A 23,752-nucleotide genomic window follows, 5' to 3' on the forward strand; every position below is an offset into this window, starting at 1 on the left:
TCAATCAAAGCGCAAACCTAAGATAAAAAATCGATATTTCCGTATTCCTTCCCGCTCTTATGTGGTACTTTTTTCGTATCTTTGGGCGACGAATTCAAAAACGATAATGAGCGAAGAAAACAAGCAAAATTCAACGTATTCCGCAGATAATATTCAGGTATTGGAAGGATTGGAGGCCGTTCGTAAGCGGCCTTCCATGTATATTGGCGATACCGGCGTTAAAGGTCTTCATCACCTGGTGTACGAAGTGGTGGATAACTCCATTGACGAAGCCGTGGCTGGTTACTGCGACGATATCCAGGTCATTATCCACAAAGACAATTCCATTACGGTAGCAGACAATGGCCGGGGGATTCCAACCGGTATCAACAAAAAGGAAAATAAATCGGCACTCGAACTGGTCATGACCGTCCTGCATGCCGGTGGTAAATTTGATAAAGACACGTACAAGGTGTCGGGAGGGCTCCACGGTGTGGGTGTGTCTTGCGTGAATGCACTGTCTACAGTATTGACTGCCGAGATTCACCGTGATGGGAAAATATTCACCCAAGAATACCGGCAGGGAAAGCCGCAATTTGATGTGAAAGTCATCGGCGAAAGCGACCGTACGGGTACGACGGTCACGTTCCTCCCCGACCCTGAAATCTTTACTACCACAACGGTATACAACTACGACACACTGGCCAGCCGGTTGCGTGAGTTGGCATTCCTCAACAAGGGGATAAGGCTTTCCCTGCTCGATGAGCGCGAAGATCTGGAAGACGGCGCCCTGCGGCAAGAGACATTTTTTTCCGAAGGTGGGTTAAAAGAGTTTGTTCGGTTTCTGGATGGTACGCGCCAGCCACTCATCCCGGATCCTATCCATGTAGAAGGCATCAAACAGGGGATTCCGGTTGAACTTGCCCTACAATATAACGAGACCTATTCGGAAAACGTTCATTCGTACGTCAACAACATCAATACCATTGAAGGCGGCACCCATGTGGCCGGTTTCCGCCGCGGACTTACCCGTACCCTGAAAGCGTATGCCGATAAGTCGGGCCTGCTCAAGAACATGAAAGTGGAAATCACAGGTGACGACTTCCGGGAAGGGCTTACCGCCGTCATTTCGGTGAAGGTAGCCGAGCCTCAGTTTGAAGGGCAGACTAAAACCAAGCTGGGCAATAGCGAAGTGATGGGAGCCGTGGATGTGGCCGTGGGGGAGATACTGAACAACTATTTGGAAGAAAATCCAAAAGAAGCCAAAACCATCGTGCAGAAGGTAATCGTAGCCGCTCAGGCGCGCGCCGCAGCCCGTAAAGCCCGGGACCTTGTACAACGCAAAAACGTGATGGGCGGCAGCGGCCTGCCCGGTAAACTAGCCGACTGCTCCAATAACGACCCTGCCAAATGTGAAATATACCTCGTGGAAGGGGATTCGGCGGGAGGCACAGCCAAACAGGGACGCGATCGTGAGTTCCAGGCCATTTTACCGTTGCGCGGTAAAATCCTTAACGTGGAAAAAGCGATGGAGCACAAAATCTATGAAAACGAGGAAATCAAGAACATGTTTACGGCTTTGGGTGTGAGTGTGGGTACCGAAGACGATGCTAAAGCGCTGAACCTCGACAAACTCCGTTATCATCGGGTAATCATCATGACGGATGCCGACGTGGATGGATCGCACATCACTACATTGATCCTTACGTTCTATTTCCGGTATATGAAAGAATTGATCGAAAACGGATATGTCTATATTGCCACGCCACCACTTTACCTTGTAAAGAAAGGGAAGGAACAGGAATATGCCTGGAACGAAGACCAGCGGGACGCGGCCATACAGCGCCTTAAGGGGGCGGGCAAGGAAGATAGCGTGCATGTACAGCGGTATAAAGGTCTTGGCGAAATGAATGCCGAGCAGTTGTGGGATACCACCATGAATCCCGAAACCCGGACGCTACGGCAAGTGACCATCGAGAACGCCGCAGAATGCGACCGGATTTTCTCCATGCTTATGGGCGATGAAGTGGCCCCACGGCGTGAATTCATCGAACGGAATGCGAAATACGCTAAGATTGACACATAGGCTAAAAGCCGACGGCCACCTTGCTGTTGAGGTACTTTTTCTTATATTCTAATGGCGTCATATCGGTTATTTTCTTGAAGTGCCGGTAGAAGTTGGAAACGTTGTTGAAGCCACATTCGAAACAAATCACCTCAGTGGGTAAGATATCCTCTACAAGCAGCCTACATGCATGGCTAATGCGTATTTCAATCAGGAAATCATAAAACGTCTTCTTGGTCATCAGTTTGAAGTACCGGCAAAACGACGTGACACTGAGGTTGGCGATAGCGGCAATCTCCTCCAAACTGATTTCCTTTTTATAATTGCTTAAGGTATATGTGCAAACTTTGTTGATGCGCACAGCATCGACTTCATTTGGTTTGAAAAATGCATGGGCTGAAGTGATTGTTTGGTATTCGTCCGTTTCGGCCATCGTTTTGAGGATAGACAACAATATAATCAGCCGTTCCATATCGGTGGCTTGGGTGGCCTTGTACATCAGTTCCACTAGTCTCGCCCGGCTTCTTCCCGTAAACTTCATTCCTTTTCGTGCGTTTTCGAATAGTTTAGGTAACAGGTACATCTCAGGAAGGTTCATGAAATCCCGACCCATACAATCCGGTAGAAATTGGATGACGATTGCTTCCACTTTCCGTGTGGGGTGGTCTTGATAATATTCTTCATTGCACTGCCACATGTGCGGCAGGGTGCTGCCCAGTAAAACGACTTCCCCGGTCGAGAAGTTGCCGATGTTATCACCAATAAACCGTACGCCCTTGCCTTGAATAACGTGGTGAAGTTCCAATTCCGGATGGTAATGCCAAAGCGATCCGAAATTGGACTGTACATCGTGTCTCGCACTGAAGGAGGCTTGGATTTGGGTGGGTACTTTGTGGAAAAGTGGTTTCATAATTCATATTCATTGGTTTTCTTTTATTAAAGTACGAAAGAAGAACAGGGTTATAATAGTCTTGTCCGTTATGAATATCGTTCCATCCCTTTTAATGTGTACTAACATACGAAATTGGAATTCGACATGCAAACGAATGATAATATTGTACAATAACAAGGTAATAAATTCCAATGGTGACTCCGCTCGGGAGTTAATGACGGATAAGTCAATATCCTATAATCAGCGGCAAAAATAGTAGAGCGAGTTCTCAGATACAGCAGTTATCTTTGCTTCTTAATTGCAGTAGCCAAAATAAATCCAGATGAAAAATCTTCCCCTTATTGACATCGCCGTTATTATCATCTACCTGTTGGCTATGGTATTGGTAGGTATTTGGTTTTCACGTAAAAATAAAAGTGCCGAACAGTTCACTAAAGCTTCGGGAATGATTCCGGGCTGGGCGGTAGGGATTTCGCTCTATGCCACATTCTTGAGTAGCAACACGTTTTTGGGCGTGCCGGGCAAAGCGTTCGGGGACAATTGGAATGCTTTCGTGTTTAGCTTATCAATGCCGTTGGCAGGTTGGGTAGCCGTGAAGTATTTCGTCCCGTTTTATAGAAGTGCCGGCGGGATATCTGCCTACACGCACTTGGAACATCGTTTCGGCTCTTGGGCGCGTACCTATGCGATGACGTGCTTTCTGCTTACCCAACTCGCTCGTATGGGTTCCATCTTCTTTGGTATTGCCCTAAGCCTTCAGGCGTTGACTGGGTATGACATGGTGACAATCATGATTGTGACTGGCGTTTGTATTGTGGTGTATACAGTGATGGGGGGTATAGAAGCCGTGATTTGGACGGAAGTCGTGCAAGGCGTTATCCAGACATTCGGTGGGCTGCTCATCATGTATCTTTTATTCGTAAGTGTGGATGGAGGTGTAGGAAGCATTATCGACATCGGTTTGAAAGATGATAAATTCAGCTTGGGCGACTTGGGTTTCGACTTTGTCGGCTCCTCTTTTTGGGTGATTTTGCTGTATGGGTTTTTTATCAATCTAAACAATTTCGGAATGGACCAAAATTATGTACAGCGCTATCATACGGCGCAATCGGCCAAAGAGGCTGCGAAATCCGTATGGCTATGTGTGAAACTTTATATACCCATTTCGTTGATATTTTTCGTTATCGGTTCAGGGTTGTATGCCTATTATTATCAGAACCCTGCACTTACCGAGACCATCCGCTTACAAACTGCTGCCGAACGATTACCCTTGGGTGCGGCTCAACAGGAAATCGCTGCATTGGCCGCAACCCTCTCACCCGAAGACTTCGGAGATAAAGTCATGCCCCATTTCATGGTGACCATGATACCCACTGGATTGGCTGGTCTTGTGATTTCGGCGATATTGGCAGCTGCGATGAGCACCATCAGTTCGGGGATGAACGCATCGGCAACGGTATTCACTGAAGACATCTATAAACGTTATTTTAAACGTGACGCTACGAATAAGCAAGCATTACGCATGCTATTCCTCGCCACAGGTGTCTTCGGGATGCTTGGCATTGTTACGGGCATCAGTATGATCGGTGTACAGAGTATCCTGGATCTATGGTGGGAACTGTCCGGCATATTTGCTGGAGGCATGCTTGGTCTGTTTCTGTTGGGCCTTATCAGTAAAAAGGCCAACAACAGCGACGCCGTGATCGCTGTCATTGCGGGTGTTTTGACCATCTTATGGATGACCTTCTCGTATTTGATTCCGGACCAATACAGTTACCTGCGTTATCCATTACACGCCAACATGATTATCGTAGTAGGTACATTGATGATTTCGCTGGTTGGATCGGGTTTGGCGAGGATTCGGAGCTCATCCGCATCGTGATTTCATCGCTGTTTATCCGCAATTTTCTGCTTGAACCGGGCGATGTTTTTCAGGATGTCATTGGTATTGTTGCTGAATTTGCCTATCGTGCTGGTTGCACGTGCGAAACCTTCCTTTTTCGCCAGGTCGGCCATCTCTTCCGTTACATGGTATGCATCCAACATCACAGTAGGGTAGAATGCCTTGTCCGTAGTTTGTACCTGTCGGCCCACCCAGTTGGTTGACAAATAGCGCAGCGAGAAGGTGACAACGACAACGACCCCCAACGGCAACAGCTTGCTGCTCGACCAGTCAATCGCAGCCCCTTGATTGATGTTTTTGAAGTCGAATACCGCTTTATCAATCACCCGGACATATTCTTCACGGAAGTGAAAAGCGGTGATTGCAATCAGGAAGCTGGGGTCATAACGTACACCATCCCGAGGATAGTGGATATCTTTCATCAGGTTGAAGTGCGGTAGGCTGAATTCAAATTTACCGTTGGGAAGAACTCCGAAACTTGGCTTTACCACAAGCAACTTTTCGAATGGCGCATGGTTATTGAACTCAAAGCCTTTCAATTGATCCAGACGCACGTCGTGAAGATTCCGATCGCCGATATCCCTCTCCGAAGAACGGATGCAAGCCGCTACAGCTGCATTCAGTCTCGCCGCCATTTTGCCGTCTGCTTCCTCATATATGTCCCTCAGGACGTTGCGCAGTACTTTGGCTTGTGCGCTGGCCAGTCCGAATTCCAACGCATTCAATTTAGTAGCGTAGGTTTGCTTCACCCGTGCCGGGGCAATTTGCATAACCTGTTTGTCGCCTAGTTCACGATAGACGATGTTGTTGATTTTTCCTTTTATTTTACCATTTCTGTCTTTCGTAGCCATAATGTGGATTGTATTGGGTTTTTTGTTCAAAAATTCTTAACTTAGTCGTTCCGAACCGCTTATTGGTCCTTCGCCTTTCTTTTGCTTCAAACATTCTCCATAACAGGGTGATACATGGCCCGTACCTGCTTCGCTGTGGCCCTGCATTGACTTCGTGGTAAGTCCAAGGTGAGTCCGGGTTTTCTTATGAAAACCCGGACTCACCTTGGACCCATGTTGGACTCACCCTGGACTCACTCCGAAGAAGGTATAAGGAAGGTGTCTGTTTGGTATGATGTTATCATTAGTTATTCATTGACTGACTAAGGTATTAATTAATTGGTTCAACCAAAAATACTGTTTTCTACCAGAAAATCAAAATAGAACCACTCTCGAAGTGTCGAGAACGCGCTAATATCCTACAATGCCCGGCAAATTTGATACATAAGCAGGAAGATTTAATGGGATATCTTTGAATGCATTCAAATGATAAGTTCAATGGTTGCTCTTAGATTAAATCGGCAGAAAGGTAAGAAGTATGGTCTTTTGATAAGTTGTCTTTTTATCGTGGTTGCCTGTGTTTTTTCGCAGGGCGTCGGCCAAGAACTGACGGATTCAGTGCCAAGGCGAATCATCGTCAACGTGACCGAAGATCTGTCGTCTTCCATTGCGATTAATTGGCAGACAAGTCGCCACGTCAAGGAAGGGTTTGCAGAGATCGCGATTGCCGATGCAGACCCACGGTTTGTAGATAAGGCCATCCGGAAAAAGGCTGAAACCGAATGGGTGGGTTTGGGAGATTCCGTCTCATCCAACTACCATTCGTTGGTTTTCGGTGACCTTATCCCTAATACAAAATATGCCTACCGCGTCGGTCAGGGCAATCAATGGAGCGAATGGTTCCACTTTGTTACGAGCAGCGATAACCCAACAGATTCGTTCCAGTTTATTTATTTCGGCGATGTGCAGACAAATATACGGTCGCTTTGGTCGCGCGTTATACGGGAGGCTTTCGCGAAAGCGCCGAAAGCGCGACTGCAGCTGTATGCAGGTGACATCATTAACCGTGCTAACCAGGACGAAGAATGGGCCGATTGGTTCGAGGCGGGAGGTTTCATACACAGCATGATACCGGGCCTTCCTTCGCCGGGCAACCACGATCACTTTAGCCTGCCGAATGGAGAAAGGGCGGCATCGGTCTTTTGGAGACCACAGTTTAACCTGCCGTTAAATGGACCCAAAGGACTGGAGGAAACGTGTTATTTTGTCGATGTACAGGGGGTACGGTTCATATCGCTGAACTCTGACCAAGCTGAAGAATCGGATTACTACCTGGAAGCCCAACGCGAGTGGCTAGACGGTGTATTGCAAAATAACCCGAATAGCTGGACTGTGGCTATCTTTCATCACCCCATCTATTCGCCCAAAGGGACACGTGATAACAAGCGGATGCGGGAGACGTTTAAGCCGCTTTTCGATCAGTACGGAGTGGATTTGGTATTGCAAGGCCATGATCATACCTATGCGCGGGGCATGAGCGAAATTCCGATGGACGGTTTAAGGAAATCATCTGGGACGATGTATGTGGTTTCGGTAAGCGGCCCCAAGATGACTGGCAGCCACGTGGAAAAGAAATATTGGATGGATCGCTCTGCAATCTATACGCAGTTGTTTCATATTATTGATGTAACCCCTCAAAAGCTTTCGTTCAAAGCCTATTTGGCGACGGGCGAGCTTTATGACGCGTTCGATTTGATCAAGCAAGAAGGAACCCTAAATAGATTGGTTGAGCGGGTGCCGGAAGATATGCCGGAACGTCTATGAGACAACGCCCTAGTGCATAGTAGCGGCTGTGAGTCTCGTGTAATCACGGTGTCGGATGGGCAACAATTAAAACTGTGCAGGATACGTAAAAATGTGCATCTTTATCTTTCCAAATAAACTTGCCGTATGATGACTCAAGTGCATGGTCGTTCAGTCTCACTAGACGTTCTTTGGGTCAGGTTGGGTAGTATTAGCATCATCGTCCTAACCCGGTCAGGATCTAGATTTAGCGTTAATTTAGAAGTATATGAAACCGATTGTTCAGATATCATTGGATCTTACGGATATTGAAGAGGGGGTGAACACCGCCCATGTCGCATTGCAGGCGGGTGTAGACTGGCTGGAAGTCGGCACGCCCCTAGTGCTGGCAGAGGGCCTGCATGGGGTGCGCAGGTTGAGGAGTGAATTTCCTGATATACCGCTGGTGGTTGACCTGAAGACTATGGATGGTGGTTACCTGGAAGCGGAGATGATGGCTAAAGCAGGAGCAACACATGTAGTGGTTATGGGGAGGGCACATGCGGAAACCATTAAGTGCGTGGTACAAGCTGGGCGTGATTTCGGCGTGAAGGTGATGGGCGATAACCTGGCATGCGACTCGATGATAGACGGCGCGAAGTTTCTGGAAGACCTGGGGTGCGATTATGTGATCCACCACATCGGTTACGACGAACGGCGGGGCTTGGTTGCCCAGGGCTTGCCCTGTCCCAGTCCGCTGGACCAGCTTACTGAGGTTGTGGAAGCAGTAAACATACCTGTTCAAGCCGTCGGCGGGCTGTCCATTGATCAGGCCATCTCATGCCCGTCTTACGGCGCACCGCTGGTGGTGCTTGGAGCGCCCCTCACGATTGATGCCGACTCGTTCAAAACGTCGAGCAGCAATGACCTTCCAAGTGTATTACGGACCATCTGCGAAAATATCCATTCGCAGCAAGTAAAAAAGACATATAAGCAACCATGGAGTTTTTATCAGTCGTAAATTTTGATCGCCAAAAGGGTTCGGTGGAACTTCGGAAGGTATCCCGTCCCACGCCGAAAAGCGGCGAGGTGATCCTGGAAGTAAAGGGCGTGGGCGTATGCGGCAGCGATCTGCACCAATGGACGTCCACCCATAGCTGGGAGGTGAATTATCCGGTTATCTTGGGCCATGAATTCGCGGGGATTATCGATGAGATTGGCCCGGATGTGAAAAACTGGAAAGCCGGTGATCGGGTAGTCAGCGAAACCGCCGCGGTCATCGATCTGGACAACCCACTGTCGAAGGTAGGACTGTATAACCTCGATCCCTCGCGGAAAGGGTTCGGTTACGGTGTCAACGGTGCGATGACCAAGTACGTTGCGGTGCCCGCCCGCTGTCTGCATCGTATACCGAATACCCTTGAGTTTGAAAAAGCCTGCCTGACCGAACCGTGCAGCGTGGCCTATAATGCGGTGGTAAACAATGCCGATATCAAGCCCGGAGACCGGGTGTTGGTCATCGGCCCCGGCACCATCGGGATGCTCTGCGCGCTGATGGCCCAATTGAGGGGTGCGGACGTGGCCATTGTGGGGCTGGAAAGCGATCGGGTGCGGCTTGACATTGCCGCGACCTATGGAATACGACCCCTCACCGATAATGCAGACGCATGGGCAAGGGAGCTGGACGGAATGGGGGCCGATTGCGTAATCGATTCCGCGGGAATCAGCCATACCCTCCAGCATGCAGTCGACTGGGTACGGCCCAACGGACAGGTGGTTAAAGTAGGTTGGGGGCCGCAACCCATCGGGTTTTCACTGGATCCCATTGTGCAGAAGAACGTACGTATCCAGGGCAGTTTCAGTCACAACTGGCCGGTATGGGAAAAAGTAATCCGGCTGTTAGATACAGGCCGCTTGGACATTAGCAAAATCATCGGCGGTATGTGGCCATTGGAAGATTGGGAAGTGGCTTTCCGCAAAATGAAGGATGGCGAAGTCATCAAAAGTGTGTTGATACCGAAATAATAAAGGGTGAAAATCATGCAAAACGATTTATTAAAAGACAAAGTAATTATTGTCACCGGCGCATTCGGTGGAATTGGCCTTGCAATCGCGAAGGCTTGCCTGAACGCCCGGGCGAACATACTGCTGCACGGGCGAAGCGAACGAAACTTGGCCGACGCGCTAGGCTACCTGGGTGGTGGGGAGCGGGTCGAACCGTTCATTGGTGATGTGACGCGCGAGGGCTTTGCGCTGGATCTGGTGGAAACCACGGTACGCCGTTTCGGCAAAATCAACGGCATCGTCAATAATGCGGCCTATGTGGTCTCGTCCAACGTGAACGATACGACGCTGGCGTTGTTCCGGGAAGTATTGGAAGTAAATTCATTGGCACCGTTTGCCATCATCCAATCGGCGCTGCCCCATCTGGCCGAAACCAAAGGGGCGGTGGTCAATATCGGTTCCGTGAATGCCTACGCCGGAGAACCAAGCTTATTGGCGTACAGTGTGTCAAAAGGAGCATTGATGACCCTAACTAGAAACCTAGGCGATAGCCTGCACAGAGACTTTGGTGTACGGGTAAACCAACTGAACGTGGGATGGGTACTAACGGAAAAGGAGCAGGAACGGAAAACCGGTCACGGACTGCCTGCCGATTGGTATAAACTGATTTCGCCGATGTATGCCCCTGCCCGTCGGCTGCTGGACCCCATGGAAGTTGCCAATTCTGCGGTATTGTGGCTTTCGGATTCGCTGGGTCCGATAAGCGGCCAAGCCGTGGAACTGGAGCAGCATCCGATTATTGGACGGAATCCAGAAAAAAACTTAGACGCGCTAGACATCGATTAATATGCCCAAATTAGCTGTATTTCCGAAGGCTTTCATGAAGGAGCTTTGTGTAACGGGAGAAATGTCGCTCGACGAATGGATTGATCTAACGTCGGTACTGGAAATTGACGGGCTGGAGTGGTACGCCGGCTTTCTAGAGATGGAGAACCCTAACAACTGGGATCGCTATCGCCGCCGGGTCAGCGATGCTGGATTGGAGATACCGATGATGTGCTGCTCGCCCGATTTTACCCATCCCGACCCGGTGTTCAGAAAGGAACAGATCCAGAAGCAGAAACAATGGATCGACATGACATATGCGCTTGGCGGCCACTATTGCCGCGTCCTGTCGGGCCAGCGGCGACCAGAGCTATCCATTGATGACGGCGTGAAATTGACGGTAGATTCGATTCTGGAATGCGTTGCGTACGCAAAGTTGCTCGGGATTACTTTAATCCTCGAAAATCATTACAAAGACGACTTCTGGAAATTTCCTGAATTCGCACAGAAATCTTCGGTGTTCTGCCAGATTGTCGAAGCAATCGACGACCCTTATTTCGGGGTGAACTATGACCCGAGCAACACCTTTCTTGCTGGTGAAGATCCGTTGGAACTACTGGAGAAGGTGAAGTACCGCATCAAGACGATGCATGCTAGCGACAGGTACCTGGTAGGCGGAACACTCAAGGACCTGCGGAAGATGGAAGATAACAGCGAAGGATATGCCTCTGTGCTGAGGCATGGTGAAATCGGCAAAGGTCTTAACGATTACGACGCTATCTTCACCACCCTTAAATCCGTTCATTTCGATAGCTGGATCAGTATCGAAGATGGGGTGGAAGGGATGGATCAATTGAAAAGGAGTGTGGATTTCGTGAATCGGAAAATCAAGCAATACTGGTAACCTAGAGGGCAACATCCTATAATATCCCGCCAATTTGATATAGAACGGCAGTATCACCATAATCTATCTTTGCTTATTGTCATTTTAGAAAAATTACCAAAGTTATCAATGAGCAAAAAAAATAAGGGGTATATCCCTGTCATGCTAACCCCGTTCACGGAAAGCGGAGCGGTCGATTTTGATGGACTGACGAAACTCACATCGCTTTATCTCCGTGCGGGTGCTTCGGGCCTGTTTGCCAACTGCCAATCGAGCGAGATGTTTAGTTTATCGGGCGAGGAGCAGCTTGCGGTCACTAATCATGTGGTGCGTATCGCAGATGGCTCAGTACCGGTAGTTGCTACGGGGACTTTCGGTGGACCGTTACAAAAACAGGCTGATTTTGTGAAGCGGATATACGACACCGGTGTTGAGGCCGTGATTGTAATCACCAATATGTTAGCCGGGGAATCGGAAAGTGCGGAACTGTTTGATGAACGTTTCGGAAAATTGCTGGATGCCACGCCAGGCATTCCGCTCGGATTCTATGAATGCCCGGAACCCTTCAAACGTGTGCTGACCGCTGAGCAACTAAAGCGCTTCGTTGGTACGGGCCGGGTTATTTACCACAAAGATACCTGTTTGGATATCGAGCAGATCAAGGCAAAACTCGAAGCGACAAAGGGAGTCGCTAATTTTGGCCTGTACGACGCTTATATGGTCCACGCTGTGGAATCATTAAAGGCCGGTTCCGCTGGCCTTTCCTGCATCCAGGGAAATTACTATCCCGAGTTGATTGTTTGGTTATGTAACCATTACGATAACGAAGCGCTGGCCGATCAGGTTGAAATGGTACAACGGTTCTTTATCGATCATATGGATATCATGCACAACGTTTATCCGGTTGTGGCCAAATATTTTCTCCAAAAAAGAGGACTGCCTATTTCGACGTTCACGCGGAAACATGCGGGTGTATTCGACGAAGCCGTTAGAAAGCGCATGGATTCGTTCTATTTCCAGTTTCGGCAGTTATTGGAGCGGATTGAGTTAATCCCTGATAGTATTGCACTATCGTAGATTTCCGTGAAGATATGATTTTTCCAGCATGGTCTAAAATTAGTTGATATTTTTGAAGCTGGACCAATGGATAGGATTATGAAAAGATTTTTGTGGCTATTGTTGATGAATTTCGGGTGGATTGTTCCGTCCATTTCGCAAGACAAGATGTTGTCGAATCTGAATGGGACCATTGTGGCCCATCAACCCGCTTCAACCCAGCAGTATATCGGTTCGCCGAGTATCGCTATTTTACCGAATGGCAATTACGTCGCTTCCCATGACCTTTTCGGGCCTGAAAGTTCGGAGTTTGTCCAAGCCGTGACGCACGTCTACCGCTCATCCGATAAGGGAAAGACATGGCGGCGGATCAGCGAAATCCAAGGTGCATTTTGGTCTAGCTTATTCACCCATCGCGGTGTGCTGTACCTGCTTGGCCCCGATCGGCACCACGGCACGGTACTAATCCGCCGTTCGGAAGATGGTGGGGCGACATGGACCGATCCAACCGGTACAGCGAACGGACTGTTGCTGAAAGGGATGTTCCACTGTGCGCCCATGCCGGTAATCGAACACAACGGGCGCTTATGGCGCGGGATGGAAACCGCCCACGGCCCCATACTGGAGTGGGGCAAGCGCTATGGTGCTATGATGATGTCGGCGCCTGTCGACGCCGATCTGTTGAAAGCCAGTAGTTGGACCACCAGCAATTCATTACTTTATGACTCGACTTACCTGAATGGGAATTTCACTGGTTGGTTGGAAGGAAATGCCGTTGTGACACCAGATGGCGGAATGGTGGACATCCTTCGGGTGGACGACCGCACTACGCACGAAGAGAAGGCCGCATTGGTGAGCATAAGTGCCGACGGAAAGGAAGCTTCGTTCGATCCGGGCACCGGATTTATACCATTCCCCGGAGGCAGTAAAAAGTTTGCGATCCGGTTTGATGAAAGGTCCGGCCGCTACTGGACACTGAGCAATAGCATTCCCGAAGAGTTCCGTAAACAGTACCCGAAAAGAAACGCTGCCAGTTTCCGGAATACACTGGTATTGATGAGTTCGGTCGATTTGCGCAGTTGGCAAATCCATGAGCTGGTCTTACAGCATCCTGATGTGATTAATCACGGTTTCCAATACGTCGACTGGCTTGTCGAAGGCGAAGACATCATCATGGTGAGCCGGACAGCCTATTCCGACGGAGCGGAAGTCGCCAACAACAACCACGATGCAAACTTCCTGACATTCCACCGTATTGGAGGGTTCCGTGAAAAAGCAAAACGAACATTGTAAACGTATACAAAACAGATAGCCATGAAGAAGCAAGCAAGGTTTTTTTTATCCGTTCTCGCCATCTTTTGCCTGAAGTGTTCCCCGCCCGATCGGGCTGCAGAACGATTAGACTTGCCACCAAAAGCAGATGCTACTACCGCTGGTTTTGTAAGCGGCGAACTCCTTTACCCATTGGACAACAAACCTACTCCGGAATGCCATGCATCGACCCTAGTCGAAACGCCAGACGGCTTAGTTGTAGCTTTTTTTGCAGGTACATACGAAAGCCATCCCGATGTGGGCATTTGGGTATCCCGTATGGTGGAAGGCCAATGGGCATGGCCAGAAGAGGTGGTAGACGGTGTACAGAACGATACGTTGAGATACCCCTGTTGGAATCCCGTCCTGTTTCAACCCGAGGGTGGTGATCTTATGCTGTTTTACAAAGTAGGACCCAGCCCACAAACCTGGTGGGGCATGGTGATGACATCGAAAGATTATGGAAAAACGTGGTCGGAGCCCCGCAAATTGGGCGAGGATGCCAAGGTGGGCCATCTGCTTGGCCCCATCAAAAACAAGCCGATCCAATTGGCCAATGGAACAATCATAAATCCGACGAGTATCGAATACCCGAAGGGCGATGGTGAAGACCAAGATTGGCGCGTTTACTTTGAAATCAGCAAAGACCTTGGGCAAACATGGGACGTAGTAGGGCCGATTAACGATGGGGTGGAGTTTGACGCCATCCAACCGAGCATCCTAACCTACCCGGATGGGAAATTGCAGGTAATTTGCCGTAGCCGCCAGGATGTGTTGGCGCAAAGCTGGTCTGAAGATCAAGGACAGACGTGGAGCGAAATGTCTGCGATGGCGTTGCCCAACCCGAATTCCGGGACCGATGCCGTGACTTTAAGTGATGGACGGCAATTGCTGGTGTACAACCATTCCACAAAGCAAGGTGAGGAGCCCAAGGGAAGGAATATCCTGAATATTGCATTATCAAAAGATGGGAGTACGTGGGAACCCGTGATGACGCTGGAGAATGAGCCCATTGAAGATGGTTACGCGTATCCTGCTGTTATCCAGTCGTCCGATGGGTTGGTTCACGTGACTTATACCTATGATAGGCAATCGGTAAAGCATGTAATTATCGATCCAAAGGAGCTTTAACATCAATTATTTTAAATGATAGTGTCGAATTAAACAACCATTAACAAGAGATCGCTTAATTAGCATCCGATGGCATGAGTTGTTATACTTTATTGACAATGACTAAGTTTAAAACGAATAGAAGTAGAATCAGCGCCAGCCGGCTATGGTTGGTCGTTTGGCTGGCTATTTTATGCCAGAGCACGGCTTTTGCCCAAGGAAGTTCACCGGTGACACCAGCAACTGCGTTACAACGTTACCTCGAGAATGGTGACACTTCTTACAAATGGGAAATCAGGGATAGTTTGGTGTCCGATCAGGGAACGATTTTCCAGGTGTTGCTTACGTCCCAGCGCTGGCGGGAACATACGTGGGCACATCAACTCAACGTAATCGTGCCCAAGGAAGTAGCCTATGATGGTGGTTTGTTGTTTGTGAGCAGCGGTCGTATGCAGAAAGACAATCCTGCCATGCCCGAGTGGCATAATCTTGCGGAGGATGGCCTCATACAGGATATCGCCGGAATTGCTGTGGCAAACCGAGCCGTGGCTGCTGTACTCCGGCAGGTCCCCAATCAACCACTTTACAATGGTTTGGTTGAAGACGAGCTGATATCATACACGTTGCATCAATTCCAACAGGATGGTGATTATACGTGGCCCTTGCTGTTTCCAATGGTAAAAAGCGCGGTGCGCGCGATGGATGCGATGCAAGAGATTGCTGAAAGCCGTTCTTCGACTCTCATTGAGCGGTTTGTCGTATCGGGTTTATCCAAACGTGGCTGGACAACTTGGCTGACCGCTTCACAGGACGCCCGGGTGGAAGCGTTCGCGCCGATGGTCATTGACATCCTCAACATGCCGGTGAATCTTAATTACCAAGTCGAAGTGTGGAAGACGTATAGTCCGCAGATACAAGATTATGTAGCGCTTGGTCTTGTACAGGATATTGAAAGCGACCGCGGCCGAACACTCGCTCAGATGATCGACCCCTATGCCTACCGGCAGTTGCTCAATAAGCCAAAAATGCTTTTTATGGGCACCAATGACCAATATTGGGTAATCGATGCCGTGAAACATTACATCGACAGCATTCCTGGACCGGATTACATTCATTACGTGCCCAATGAAGGACATGGTCTTGGTGACAAGAAGCAGGCTTTCCAAGCTCTTTCGTCCTTCTGGGGGTTTACCCTACAGGAAAAACCCTACCCGGCCACCGATTACAAAGCGATTGAAAGTAACGGGAAACTGAAATTGAACATCAAGGCTACAAAACCGAGGTTGGAAGGCGCGGTTTTGTGGAGTGCAGTTTCGGAAGACCAGGATTTCCGAGATGAAACCTGGGTGAGCGAGGATTTACAGATTGCACATAAGCGGAAGTTCAAGGTTACAGCAGCCTTACCCCAATCGGGTTATAAGGCGTTTTACGTTGACTTGAAATATCGCGATGCCAATAACGAACTTTACACCCAAAGTACACGGGTTTTTGTCGGCGATAGTAAGTCATTTTTCATTCACTAGTTAACCCATTTGCATCGTGTGCATAGGCCAAATTTGAGACAGATGAAACCGGGAATCGGGTTATTTACTTACCTAATATTGTTGGTCACGGCGGTTTCTTGCACGGTACAACGAACACGGGTAGACCATATTTGGCAGCGTTATCACCACGAGCCAAAAACGGTATTGGTAGCCGCACACCGCGGAGCACACCTTTCCGTTCCCGAAAACTCGTTGGCATCGATCGATAAGGCCATCGAGGCAGACGCACATATCGTAGAATTGGATGTGAGGCAAACCAAGGATGGTGTGTTCGTTTTGATGCATGACAAAACCATAGACCGCACCACAACCGGAACGGGTGAAATTAAAGACAAAACTTACGAAGAACTAAAGCAAATCAGGCTGACCTATCATGGCGAAGCGACTGCTTATCACATACCCACACTGGAGGAAGCACTATTGCGTGCAAAAGGCAGGATACTCATGGATATTGATTTCAAGGCAGACGGTATGCAGGCGCGATTTGATGTTTATCAACAGATTGCTGAGCTAGACGTTACGGACCATGTTATTTTTTTCCTATATGACTATACTGAAATGGCGGCGTTGCATGCTTACGATCCACGTATCAAAATCATGCCCCGCGCATACGATGTGGAACAATTGAATGAAATCATAACATCTGGTCTTACCGATATCGTCCATATCGACGCTTCTTACTACAGTGATAGCTTGTTTAGCGATATTGCCCAGCGTAGTAAGATACGCATTTGGGCAAATGCATTGGGTACACCGGATAAAGAGGAAGCAGCCGGTCAAAGGGGGTACGCAAAGCTATTTGAGCGGATGCAGTACATCAACGTTGTGCAAACGGATTTTCCCGAGAAGATGGTTGAATTTATACGGGAAAAGTTCGAATCGGAATCACAACAAACCAATTGAATCAAATATGCATTGGATCTGTCGTTTCTCGTGGTTTTTGGCGATAATAATAACTGTGGGTATAACGGGTTGTGTCCCGGTACAGGATCCGCATCGCGATTCTGTGGCGGGCGTAATGAGCGATGTGGTTACACGATTGTATGACCAATTGACTCCGGCGGAACTGGATACCATCAGCAGTGCCTTCATACTGGGATTTATTTCGCCAAAAGAGAAAAAGATCCTCGCAACTACGTATTGGAAGTTCGAAGTGAATGTCTCCGCCGTGGTATCCGTGATGCGAGATAGCGCACAAAGGGAGACGCCGTTCTGGCTGGCCGATCAAGGGTTCAATAAAACCGAACTCGTGGTACGCAATGAACTGTACACCTATGAAGTGTGGCAAAAGGAATTTGCAGCAGGTGAGGTGGAACTAGGCATTAACGGATTCGACAAGCACCGCCCAGTCTACTTCGTCGGTGTTACTCCGGTAAATCCCAACGATATCTTGAAAATACGCCCGCTTTTCCCGCATGAGCAGATGATCAGTGTACTGGACACCGGTGCGTTCACTTATTTGGATTGGGATGGTCTGGTACTGACAACGGTTCCCAATGAATTGCGTGGCCAAAAATTGTTACCTACCATACGTGGGCGCGCCCGGGAGGCCCATGTGGTGGGAGGCTTTCGATATACCGATTTCCCATCGGGAATCGTACCTGACCAGATTACAATTACGCTGCCCGAAGATCCTGCGACCGGGGCAGTCGTACAGTGGCGCTGCGATCGCACGGTAAGCCATTCGTGGATAAAGTATTGGGCTGCGAGTACAGCCGATACCACCACCATGGAGGCTGAACGCCAGCTATTGGAAGACCGACAATTGCAGAATGATCGATACACCAGCCGTTTCACGGTAACATTGGAAGGGTTGGTGCCAGGCATGACCTACACTTATTTGGTGGGCCACGACGATGCGGTATCTGATACGCTAACTTTCAAAACTGCAAATGCGGATAATCAGTTTGCGTTTACATGGTTTGGAGATGTGCACAACGATAAAAATTGGGGTGCCTTATTGCGGCGCGCCTCCGTGCGGTACCCAAACACCGCATTCTACATCATTGCGGGCGATGTAGTCAATACGGGTTTGCACAAAGACGATTGGGATGCTTTTTTTGGATATTCAAACGGCGTGTTCAGTCAAGTGCCGCTGATGGCTGTACCTGGTAACCACGACAGCCAGGACGGACTTGGCGCGTCGCTTTATCAAAACTTGTTGACCTATCCCAAAAACGGCCCGCCGGGCCTTCCACCGGGCCTTACGTATGCCTTTCGGTATGAGAACGCCTTATTCCTCATGATCGATGTGGTCAGTTTCCCGGCTGCAGAGCAAAGGGATTGGATTGCCCGTCAATTGGAGGCAACAGATGCAGTCTGGAAATTTGTTGTATTCCACTTTCCGCCTTACACGTCGGAGGAACCGTATCCCGATATCGTCAGTAACTGGGTGCCGCTGTTTGATAAATACCAAGTGGATATGGTGATGAATGGGCATTTTCATTATTACCTGCGAACGGATCCATTAAAGGAAGGAAAACCTCAGCCAAAAAAGACCGATGGCACGACGTACGTCATGTCGGTTGGAACCAAGGGAAAGAACGAATCTGGTAACATGGAGCCTTACGCGGCAAAACGCATAAATGAAGGCTATCTATATCAGCATATCCAAATCAAGGATCGTGAGCTGGACTATGTATGCCTCGATTCGACGGGTAGTGTGCGGGATCGTTTTAGTATCCATAAATAATCGATTGCAAAACTGAATTAAACGATGAAAACACTAGCATTGACATTTTCTTCCTTGATTGCCGGTTTGGTGTTAGCGAATGGGCAGGTGGCCGATACAAAAGTAGCGGTAGTTGATTCGGTATTGGTATTCCCGCTGCAAGCCCAGCATGTGCACGGGAGCAGCGTAGTGGAATTGCCTGATGGCGACTTGCTGTTGGCGTGGTTTCAGGGAAGTGGAGAGCGTACGGCAGACGATGTGCGGATCATGGGGGCCCGCAAAAACAAGGGAAGTGGGAAGTGGAGCGAGCCATTTGAATTGGCGGATACGCCGCACCTGCCGGATTGCAACCCGGTTCTGTTTATGGTGAAAAATAAGCTTTTCTTGGTTTGGATTGCTGTACAGGCTAACAAATGGGAACACTCCATACTGCGTGTACGATCCACAATAACCTATGCAGGCAAGGGAGCGCCGACATGGGAATGGCAGGATAATATACTTCTTAAACCCGGTGAGGAATTTGCGGAAAGGGTCGCTGCAGCGTTCAAAGAACTTCCGCCTACACATAGTGGCTGGTCTGAGTATGCTCCTAGGTACGACAACATGATCATGGATGCCAGCACCGATGCCACAAAGCGGAGTGCCGGATGGATGAGCCGCATTAAACCGCTTGTAACCACAGATGGCCGAATTTTATTGCCTCTCTATTCGGATGGCTTCAATTTCTCCATGGTTGCGATTTCGGATGATGGGGGGAGCTCTTGGTTGCCCAGTTTGCCGATTGTCGGAAGAGGCCCCATTCAACCGGCGTTGGCTCAGCGAAAGGATGGCAGTATGGTCGCATACATGCGAGACTCCGGTGATGCGCCGACGCGGGTGCAAGTGAGCGAGTCTTATGATGGTGGAATGAGTTGGACAGCAGCCCGCAAAACAGCTATTCCCAATGGCGCGAGTGTGGACGTATCGGTACTGGCGGATGGTAGGTGGGCGATGCTGGGTAATGATGTGGATGACGGGCGGTATCGGTTGAGCCTTTACATGTCAGACGATGAAGGAAAGACGTGGTCCGTGAAACATCCCATAGAATATGATATGACAAAATTGGGTAGGTATTCTTATCCTTCACTAATCCAAGGACAAGATGGCCGGCTCCATATGACCTACTCGTTTCACCTGAATGACAATCGGAAAGCGATTAAATATGTTGTGGTAAAACCTTAGGGGGTTATCGGACCGACAGTATTTTTTGTAATAACTTAATGATGAAAAAATGAGACCTAATTTACTAGTCCTATGTTTGTTCGCATTTGGAATGTATGCATGCGACAAGCCGAAACATGGCAAGGGTACGGCTTACGCTGATAGCATTTTTATGCAGGATTACAGTGTGAAATATGATTTTGATGGAGATGGCGCGCAGCTATATAGGGTAAAGGCTAATCGTGATGGAAAAGTACAGTTGTTGGCATCCGATGGGCTTAAACACTTACGCGGCGGGCAGTTTTTGCACCCAGGTAGTGTAGTGACCGACAACACCTACCGGTTTATGTCGGTGAAAGCAATCGTGGATATAGCGCTTTGCAACGGTGAGTTCGTTTACCTCGATAAACACGTTGTCTTTAGCAATGCGTGGTCGGGAAGATTGTTCGTCGAGCACCAGTTGGAAAAACCCACGGTCTTTGCTGCCAACGAAGTGCAGGAATTCCTGGTGACCGACGGGATTACTGTACATTTCATTCAGGGTAGCGCGGTAACATGGAAAGGCCAGGTTTCGGGAAAGGCGGTCACGCAATTGGTCAATCATCCGAAAGATCAGGAACGTTTCTTTTTACTTGCTCCAGACGCCGTTTACCAGTTTACCACCACTACGCATGCGTTGGAGAAAATCCACGGAGATGAAGGCTTGACGTCATTCGATGTTGATGCACGTCACAACCAATTGGTCGTGGGTACTTCCGACGGTTACTTCCGTTTTGATTTGGGGCACGGTAAAGTGGTTGGAGAGATCCAAAGGAAGGTTCCGTGGACCGAAATCACAGCAGTGAAAGTGATTGACGACGCTCCATGGTTCGGCACACCTAAAGGGGCTTTCGTAGTTCGTCAAGGAGGTGATATTGCTTACTACGCGAGCCAGCGTTGGTTACCAAGTGACCACGTTGTCGATATCGCAATGGGGCACGACTCCTCGGTGCTGCTATTGACCGACGGTGGGCTTGGTCAGATCTGTTTCAAAGAAATGACATTGCATGACAAAGCGACATACTATGAACGGCAGGTGCGTGATAGGCATATCCGGAATGGGTTCAATGCGACACTCGTAGGCATGAAAAGCGGGGATTTAAGTACTGGATATTTAGGGGATTCCGACAATGATGGATTGTGGACTTCGTTATACTTGGCGGCGGAAGCATTCCGTTACGCGACTACGGGTGAACAACAGGCGCTGGATTATTGCATGGAGTCGCTGGATGCAATGAGCCGATTATACGATATCAATCCGGTAGCCGGCTTTCCGGCACGTTCTTTCGAACGGCGTGGAATGGGCGATACGCGAAACGTGCTTTCCGATCCTGAGCGCTGGCAACTTGCGGCCGAATCTGATTGGTACTGGAAAGCGACTACGAGCAGCGATGAGGCCATCGGGCATATCTTCGCCTTTGGCGTGGTGGCGGAGCTGGTGGATCATCAAGAAACGCGGGAAAAAGCTATCCGGCTTATTGATACATTGATGGGGCATATCGTGAAAAACAACCTCTATCTGGTGGATTACGATGGTCAGCCCACACTGTGGGGAAAATGGAACCCGGCCTATGTAAACGAATTTCCCACCAACGTCGGGGACCGCAAACTAAACTCGTCGAATATCATCGGCATGCTGCAGACAGCCTATCATTTTACGGGCAAGGCCATTTATAAGGAAACCGCTTTCGACCTGATCGACAACCATGGTTACTTGGAAAACCTCCTGCGCCCGATGGTCGAAATCGGAAAGGCACCGGAAGGCGCCGACGACTGGAGCCAGATGCTTTCCAGCGCATGGAACCATTCGGATGACGAGATGTATTTTGCGGGTTATTGGGGGTTATATCGGTACGCGTTCAATGATACACTTAAAGCAAAATACGGCGTAGCAATCCGTGATCATTGGGAGGCAGAAAGACCGGAAAAAGAGGGGGCGTGGAATATTTTTACGGCCATTACCGGTACCGATGACATCGATTTGGATGAGGCGATATGGTATTTGAAAGAATATCCGCTCGATCTGATCCAATGGACCGTTACCAACAGCCATCGAAAAGACATCGAACACCTAACCCCCAATTTCCGAAGGCAGACCATCGCAACGGTATTACCTCCTGACGAACTTAAGATATCTCGCCACAATGCCAACCGTTTCACACTGGACGGGGGTAGTAATGGTACTGGTGAAAACAGCGCGGGTGATATCTGGCTATTTCCGTATTGGATGGGTAGGTACCTTGGCGTTATCGAAGCTCCGATAAGTGAATAATCGCCGGGAAGCTCCATACAATTTCATCATTTGTTAATATAAGGATTACGTACGAGTAATCCTTTTTTCATTCTGTAAATCAGCTATTTGGTTCTTCGCAAGATGCTAAAATGCGCTATGCAAATGATAATATTGTATAAAGAAAGTAGGCATACTTCGTCTATTTTTGAGTAGTTGAATCATGATAATGCTTTTCAACAATAACGAAGCGTAGATGTTCAGACACTAACCGATTATTAACAAAACGATACCAATGACACAAAAGAATGGGATTCGGCGTTTGCTTTCCTTAGATGCTTTCCGGGGGTTTACCGTAGCGGCAATGATTATTGTAAACACACCGGGTTCATGGGATCACGTATACGCCCCGCTTCTACATGCTTCTTGGCACGGCATTACACCTACCGATTGCATTTTTCCGTTTTTTATCTTTATCGTGGGGATATCCATCACACTTTCCTACGGTAAGCTATTGGACGGGGGCCGCCCGAAGGCCACGCTGGTGGCCAAAACCTTGAAACGAGCCGCCCTTATCTTTCTTATTGGTATTTTCTTGGGGTTGTTTCCAGATTTCAATTTCGCGGAAATTCGGATTCCCGGCGTGTTACAGCGGATTGCCGTCGTTTTTTTGGTATGTGCGTTGTTGTTCTTATACACTAACTGGAAACAACAGGCCGTGATTGGCGGGGCTTTACTCTTGCTGTATTGGATAGTATTGATCGCCGTGCCTGTGCCCGGAGTGGGCAATGGTATACTGGAGCCCGGCAGGAACCTTGCCGCTTGGATAGACAGTTTGCTTATACCCGGCAAAATGTGGCAGGGCACATGGGATCCTGAGGGTCTCCTCAGTACCTTTCCAGCCGTAGTCACCGGCCTGTCGGGCATGCTGGTCGGAAAGCTTTTGGCTATTGATAGGGTGTCGTACGAACGGAAAGTGATTTGGCTTTACCTGGCTGGACTATCAGCTTTCTTGCTTGGATTTGCTTGGGGATGGGTGTTCCCCATCAACAAAAACCTCTGGACAAGTTCATACGTGTTATATACCTCGGGATTGGCTTCCATGATATTTGCGTCGCTTTTCTTCGTTATGGAGGTGCTGGGATATACTGTATGGGCAAAAATTGGCATCGTGTTCGGAGCCAATGCGATTACGGCTTACGTTATCGGGAGCCTATTGCCTGAGTTTTTAGGCCCATTGAATGATTGGTATGTTACGCATGTCGTGGAGCATGGGGAAGGTGCGAAAATGGCATCGCTGATTTGGGCAATAACCATTTGCTTGTTGACTTATCTACCTAGCTATATTTTATATAAGAAACGATTATTTATAAAAATTTGATGGAGGCAGCTGTAATCCGGTTGTGTTCTAATACTAACTAATAGCTA

18 protein-coding genes are annotated in these 23,752 nt (G+C 48.8%); 16 read left to right on the forward strand and 2 right to left on the reverse strand.

Going from position 1 to position 23,752, the window contains the following annotated elements; translation table 11 throughout:
* Nucleotides 1-106 precede the first annotated feature (106 nt).
* Complete coding sequence (gene gyrB / locus VNQ80_RS11360) at nucleotides 107-2,065, forward strand: DNA topoisomerase (ATP-hydrolyzing) subunit B (protein WP_325638605.1); 1,959 nt, start codon at nucleotides 107-109, stop codon at nucleotides 2,063-2,065.
* A 1-nt stretch (nucleotide 2,066) separates the two neighbouring features.
* Here gyrB and VNQ80_RS11365 read toward each other — a convergent pair whose 3' ends face one another.
* A complete protein-coding gene (locus VNQ80_RS11365; RefSeq protein WP_325638607.1) occupies nucleotides 2,067-2,954 on the reverse strand; it encodes an AraC family transcriptional regulator in 888 nt (295 codons plus the stop codon).
* 304 nt (nucleotides 2,955-3,258) lie between these two features.
* On the opposite strand from VNQ80_RS11365, the gene VNQ80_RS11370 reads away from it, so the two are divergent.
* Entirely contained in the window at nucleotides 3,259-4,818 is a 1,560-nt protein-coding gene (locus VNQ80_RS11370; RefSeq protein ID WP_325638609.1) for a sodium:solute symporter, read from the forward strand.
* Nucleotides 4,819-4,820: 2 nt separating this feature from the next.
* Here VNQ80_RS11370 and VNQ80_RS11375 read toward each other — a convergent pair whose 3' ends face one another.
* Nucleotides 4,821-5,690, reverse strand: a complete 870-nt coding sequence (locus VNQ80_RS11375) for a hypothetical protein (RefSeq protein WP_325638611.1) — start codon at nucleotides 5,688-5,690, stop codon at nucleotides 4,821-4,823.
* Nucleotides 5,691-6,167: 477 nt separating this feature from the next.
* Between VNQ80_RS11375 and VNQ80_RS11380 the strand changes: the two genes are divergently transcribed.
* The 14 genes from VNQ80_RS11380 to VNQ80_RS11445 all read left to right on the forward strand — a co-directional run bounded on the left by VNQ80_RS11380 (nucleotide 6,168) and on the right by VNQ80_RS11445 (nucleotide 23,705).
* Entirely contained in the window at nucleotides 6,168-7,493 is a 1,326-nt protein-coding gene (locus tag VNQ80_RS11380; RefSeq protein ID WP_325638612.1) for a metallophosphoesterase family protein, read from the forward strand.
* Between the two features lie 247 nt (nucleotides 7,494-7,740).
* Nucleotides 7,741-8,472: an orotidine 5'-phosphate decarboxylase / HUMPS family protein gene (locus tag VNQ80_RS11385; protein ID WP_325638614.1), complete on the forward strand. Its 732-nt coding sequence runs from the start codon at nucleotides 7,741-7,743 to the stop codon at nucleotides 8,470-8,472.
* Nucleotides 8,451-9,476: a zinc-binding dehydrogenase gene (locus tag VNQ80_RS11390; RefSeq protein WP_325638616.1), complete on the forward strand. Its 1,026-nt coding sequence runs from the start codon at nucleotides 8,451-8,453 to the stop codon at nucleotides 9,474-9,476. The genes VNQ80_RS11385 and VNQ80_RS11390 overlap by 22 nt, the downstream gene beginning before the upstream one ends.
* Nucleotides 9,477-9,491: 15 nt before the next feature.
* The gene (locus tag VNQ80_RS11395) at nucleotides 9,492-10,301 is read left to right on the forward strand and encodes an SDR family NAD(P)-dependent oxidoreductase (RefSeq protein WP_325638618.1); all 810 of its coding nucleotides are present in this window, start codon (nucleotides 9,492-9,494) and stop codon (nucleotides 10,299-10,301) included.
* Nucleotide 10,302: 1 nt separating this feature from the next.
* Nucleotides 10,303-11,184 carry a sugar phosphate isomerase/epimerase family protein gene (locus tag VNQ80_RS11400; protein ID WP_325638620.1) on the forward strand — a complete coding sequence of 294 codons (882 nt, stop codon included), beginning with the start codon at nucleotides 10,303-10,305 and terminating at the stop codon, nucleotides 11,182-11,184.
* Nucleotides 11,185-11,292: 108 nt separating this feature from the next.
* Nucleotides 11,293-12,240 (forward strand): dihydrodipicolinate synthase family protein, encoded by a 948-nt coding sequence (locus tag VNQ80_RS11405; RefSeq protein WP_325638622.1) that lies wholly within the window; start codon nucleotides 11,293-11,295, stop codon nucleotides 12,238-12,240.
* 78 nt (nucleotides 12,241-12,318) lie between these two features.
* A complete protein-coding gene (locus VNQ80_RS11410; protein ID WP_325638624.1) occupies nucleotides 12,319-13,512 on the forward strand; it encodes an exo-alpha-sialidase in 1,194 nt (397 codons plus the stop codon).
* Nucleotides 13,513-13,533: 21 nt separating this feature from the next.
* Nucleotides 13,534-14,661 (forward strand): sialidase family protein, encoded by a 1,128-nt coding sequence (locus VNQ80_RS11415; protein ID WP_325638626.1) that lies wholly within the window; start codon nucleotides 13,534-13,536, stop codon nucleotides 14,659-14,661.
* A 98-nt stretch (nucleotides 14,662-14,759) separates the two neighbouring features.
* Entirely contained in the window at nucleotides 14,760-16,163 is a 1,404-nt protein-coding gene (locus VNQ80_RS11420) for a PhoPQ-activated pathogenicity-related family protein (protein WP_325638628.1), read from the forward strand.
* Between the two features lie 42 nt (nucleotides 16,164-16,205).
* Nucleotides 16,206-17,087: a glycerophosphodiester phosphodiesterase family protein gene (locus VNQ80_RS11425; protein WP_325638630.1), complete on the forward strand. Its 882-nt coding sequence runs from the start codon at nucleotides 16,206-16,208 to the stop codon at nucleotides 17,085-17,087.
* 7 nt (nucleotides 17,088-17,094) lie between these two features.
* Complete coding sequence (locus tag VNQ80_RS11430) at nucleotides 17,095-18,876, forward strand: metallophosphoesterase family protein (protein WP_325638632.1); 1,782 nt, start codon at nucleotides 17,095-17,097, stop codon at nucleotides 18,874-18,876.
* A gap of 24 nt (nucleotides 18,877-18,900) precedes the next feature.
* Nucleotides 18,901-20,076 carry a sialidase family protein gene (locus VNQ80_RS11435; RefSeq protein WP_325638634.1) on the forward strand — a complete coding sequence of 392 codons (1,176 nt, stop codon included), beginning with the start codon at nucleotides 18,901-18,903 and terminating at the stop codon, nucleotides 20,074-20,076.
* A gap of 49 nt (nucleotides 20,077-20,125) precedes the next feature.
* Entirely contained in the window at nucleotides 20,126-22,366 is a 2,241-nt protein-coding gene (locus VNQ80_RS11440; protein ID WP_325638636.1) for a hypothetical protein, read from the forward strand.
* 253 nt (nucleotides 22,367-22,619) lie between these two features.
* Nucleotides 22,620-23,705 carry an acyltransferase family protein gene (locus VNQ80_RS11445; protein ID WP_325638638.1) on the forward strand — a complete coding sequence of 362 codons (1,086 nt, stop codon included), beginning with the start codon at nucleotides 22,620-22,622 and terminating at the stop codon, nucleotides 23,703-23,705.
* Nucleotides 23,706-23,752: the final 47 nt, after the last annotated feature.

The sequence above is a fragment of the Parapedobacter sp. genome (assembly GCF_035556095.1).
Lineage (GTDB): Bacteria > Bacteroidota > Bacteroidia > Sphingobacteriales > Sphingobacteriaceae > Parapedobacter.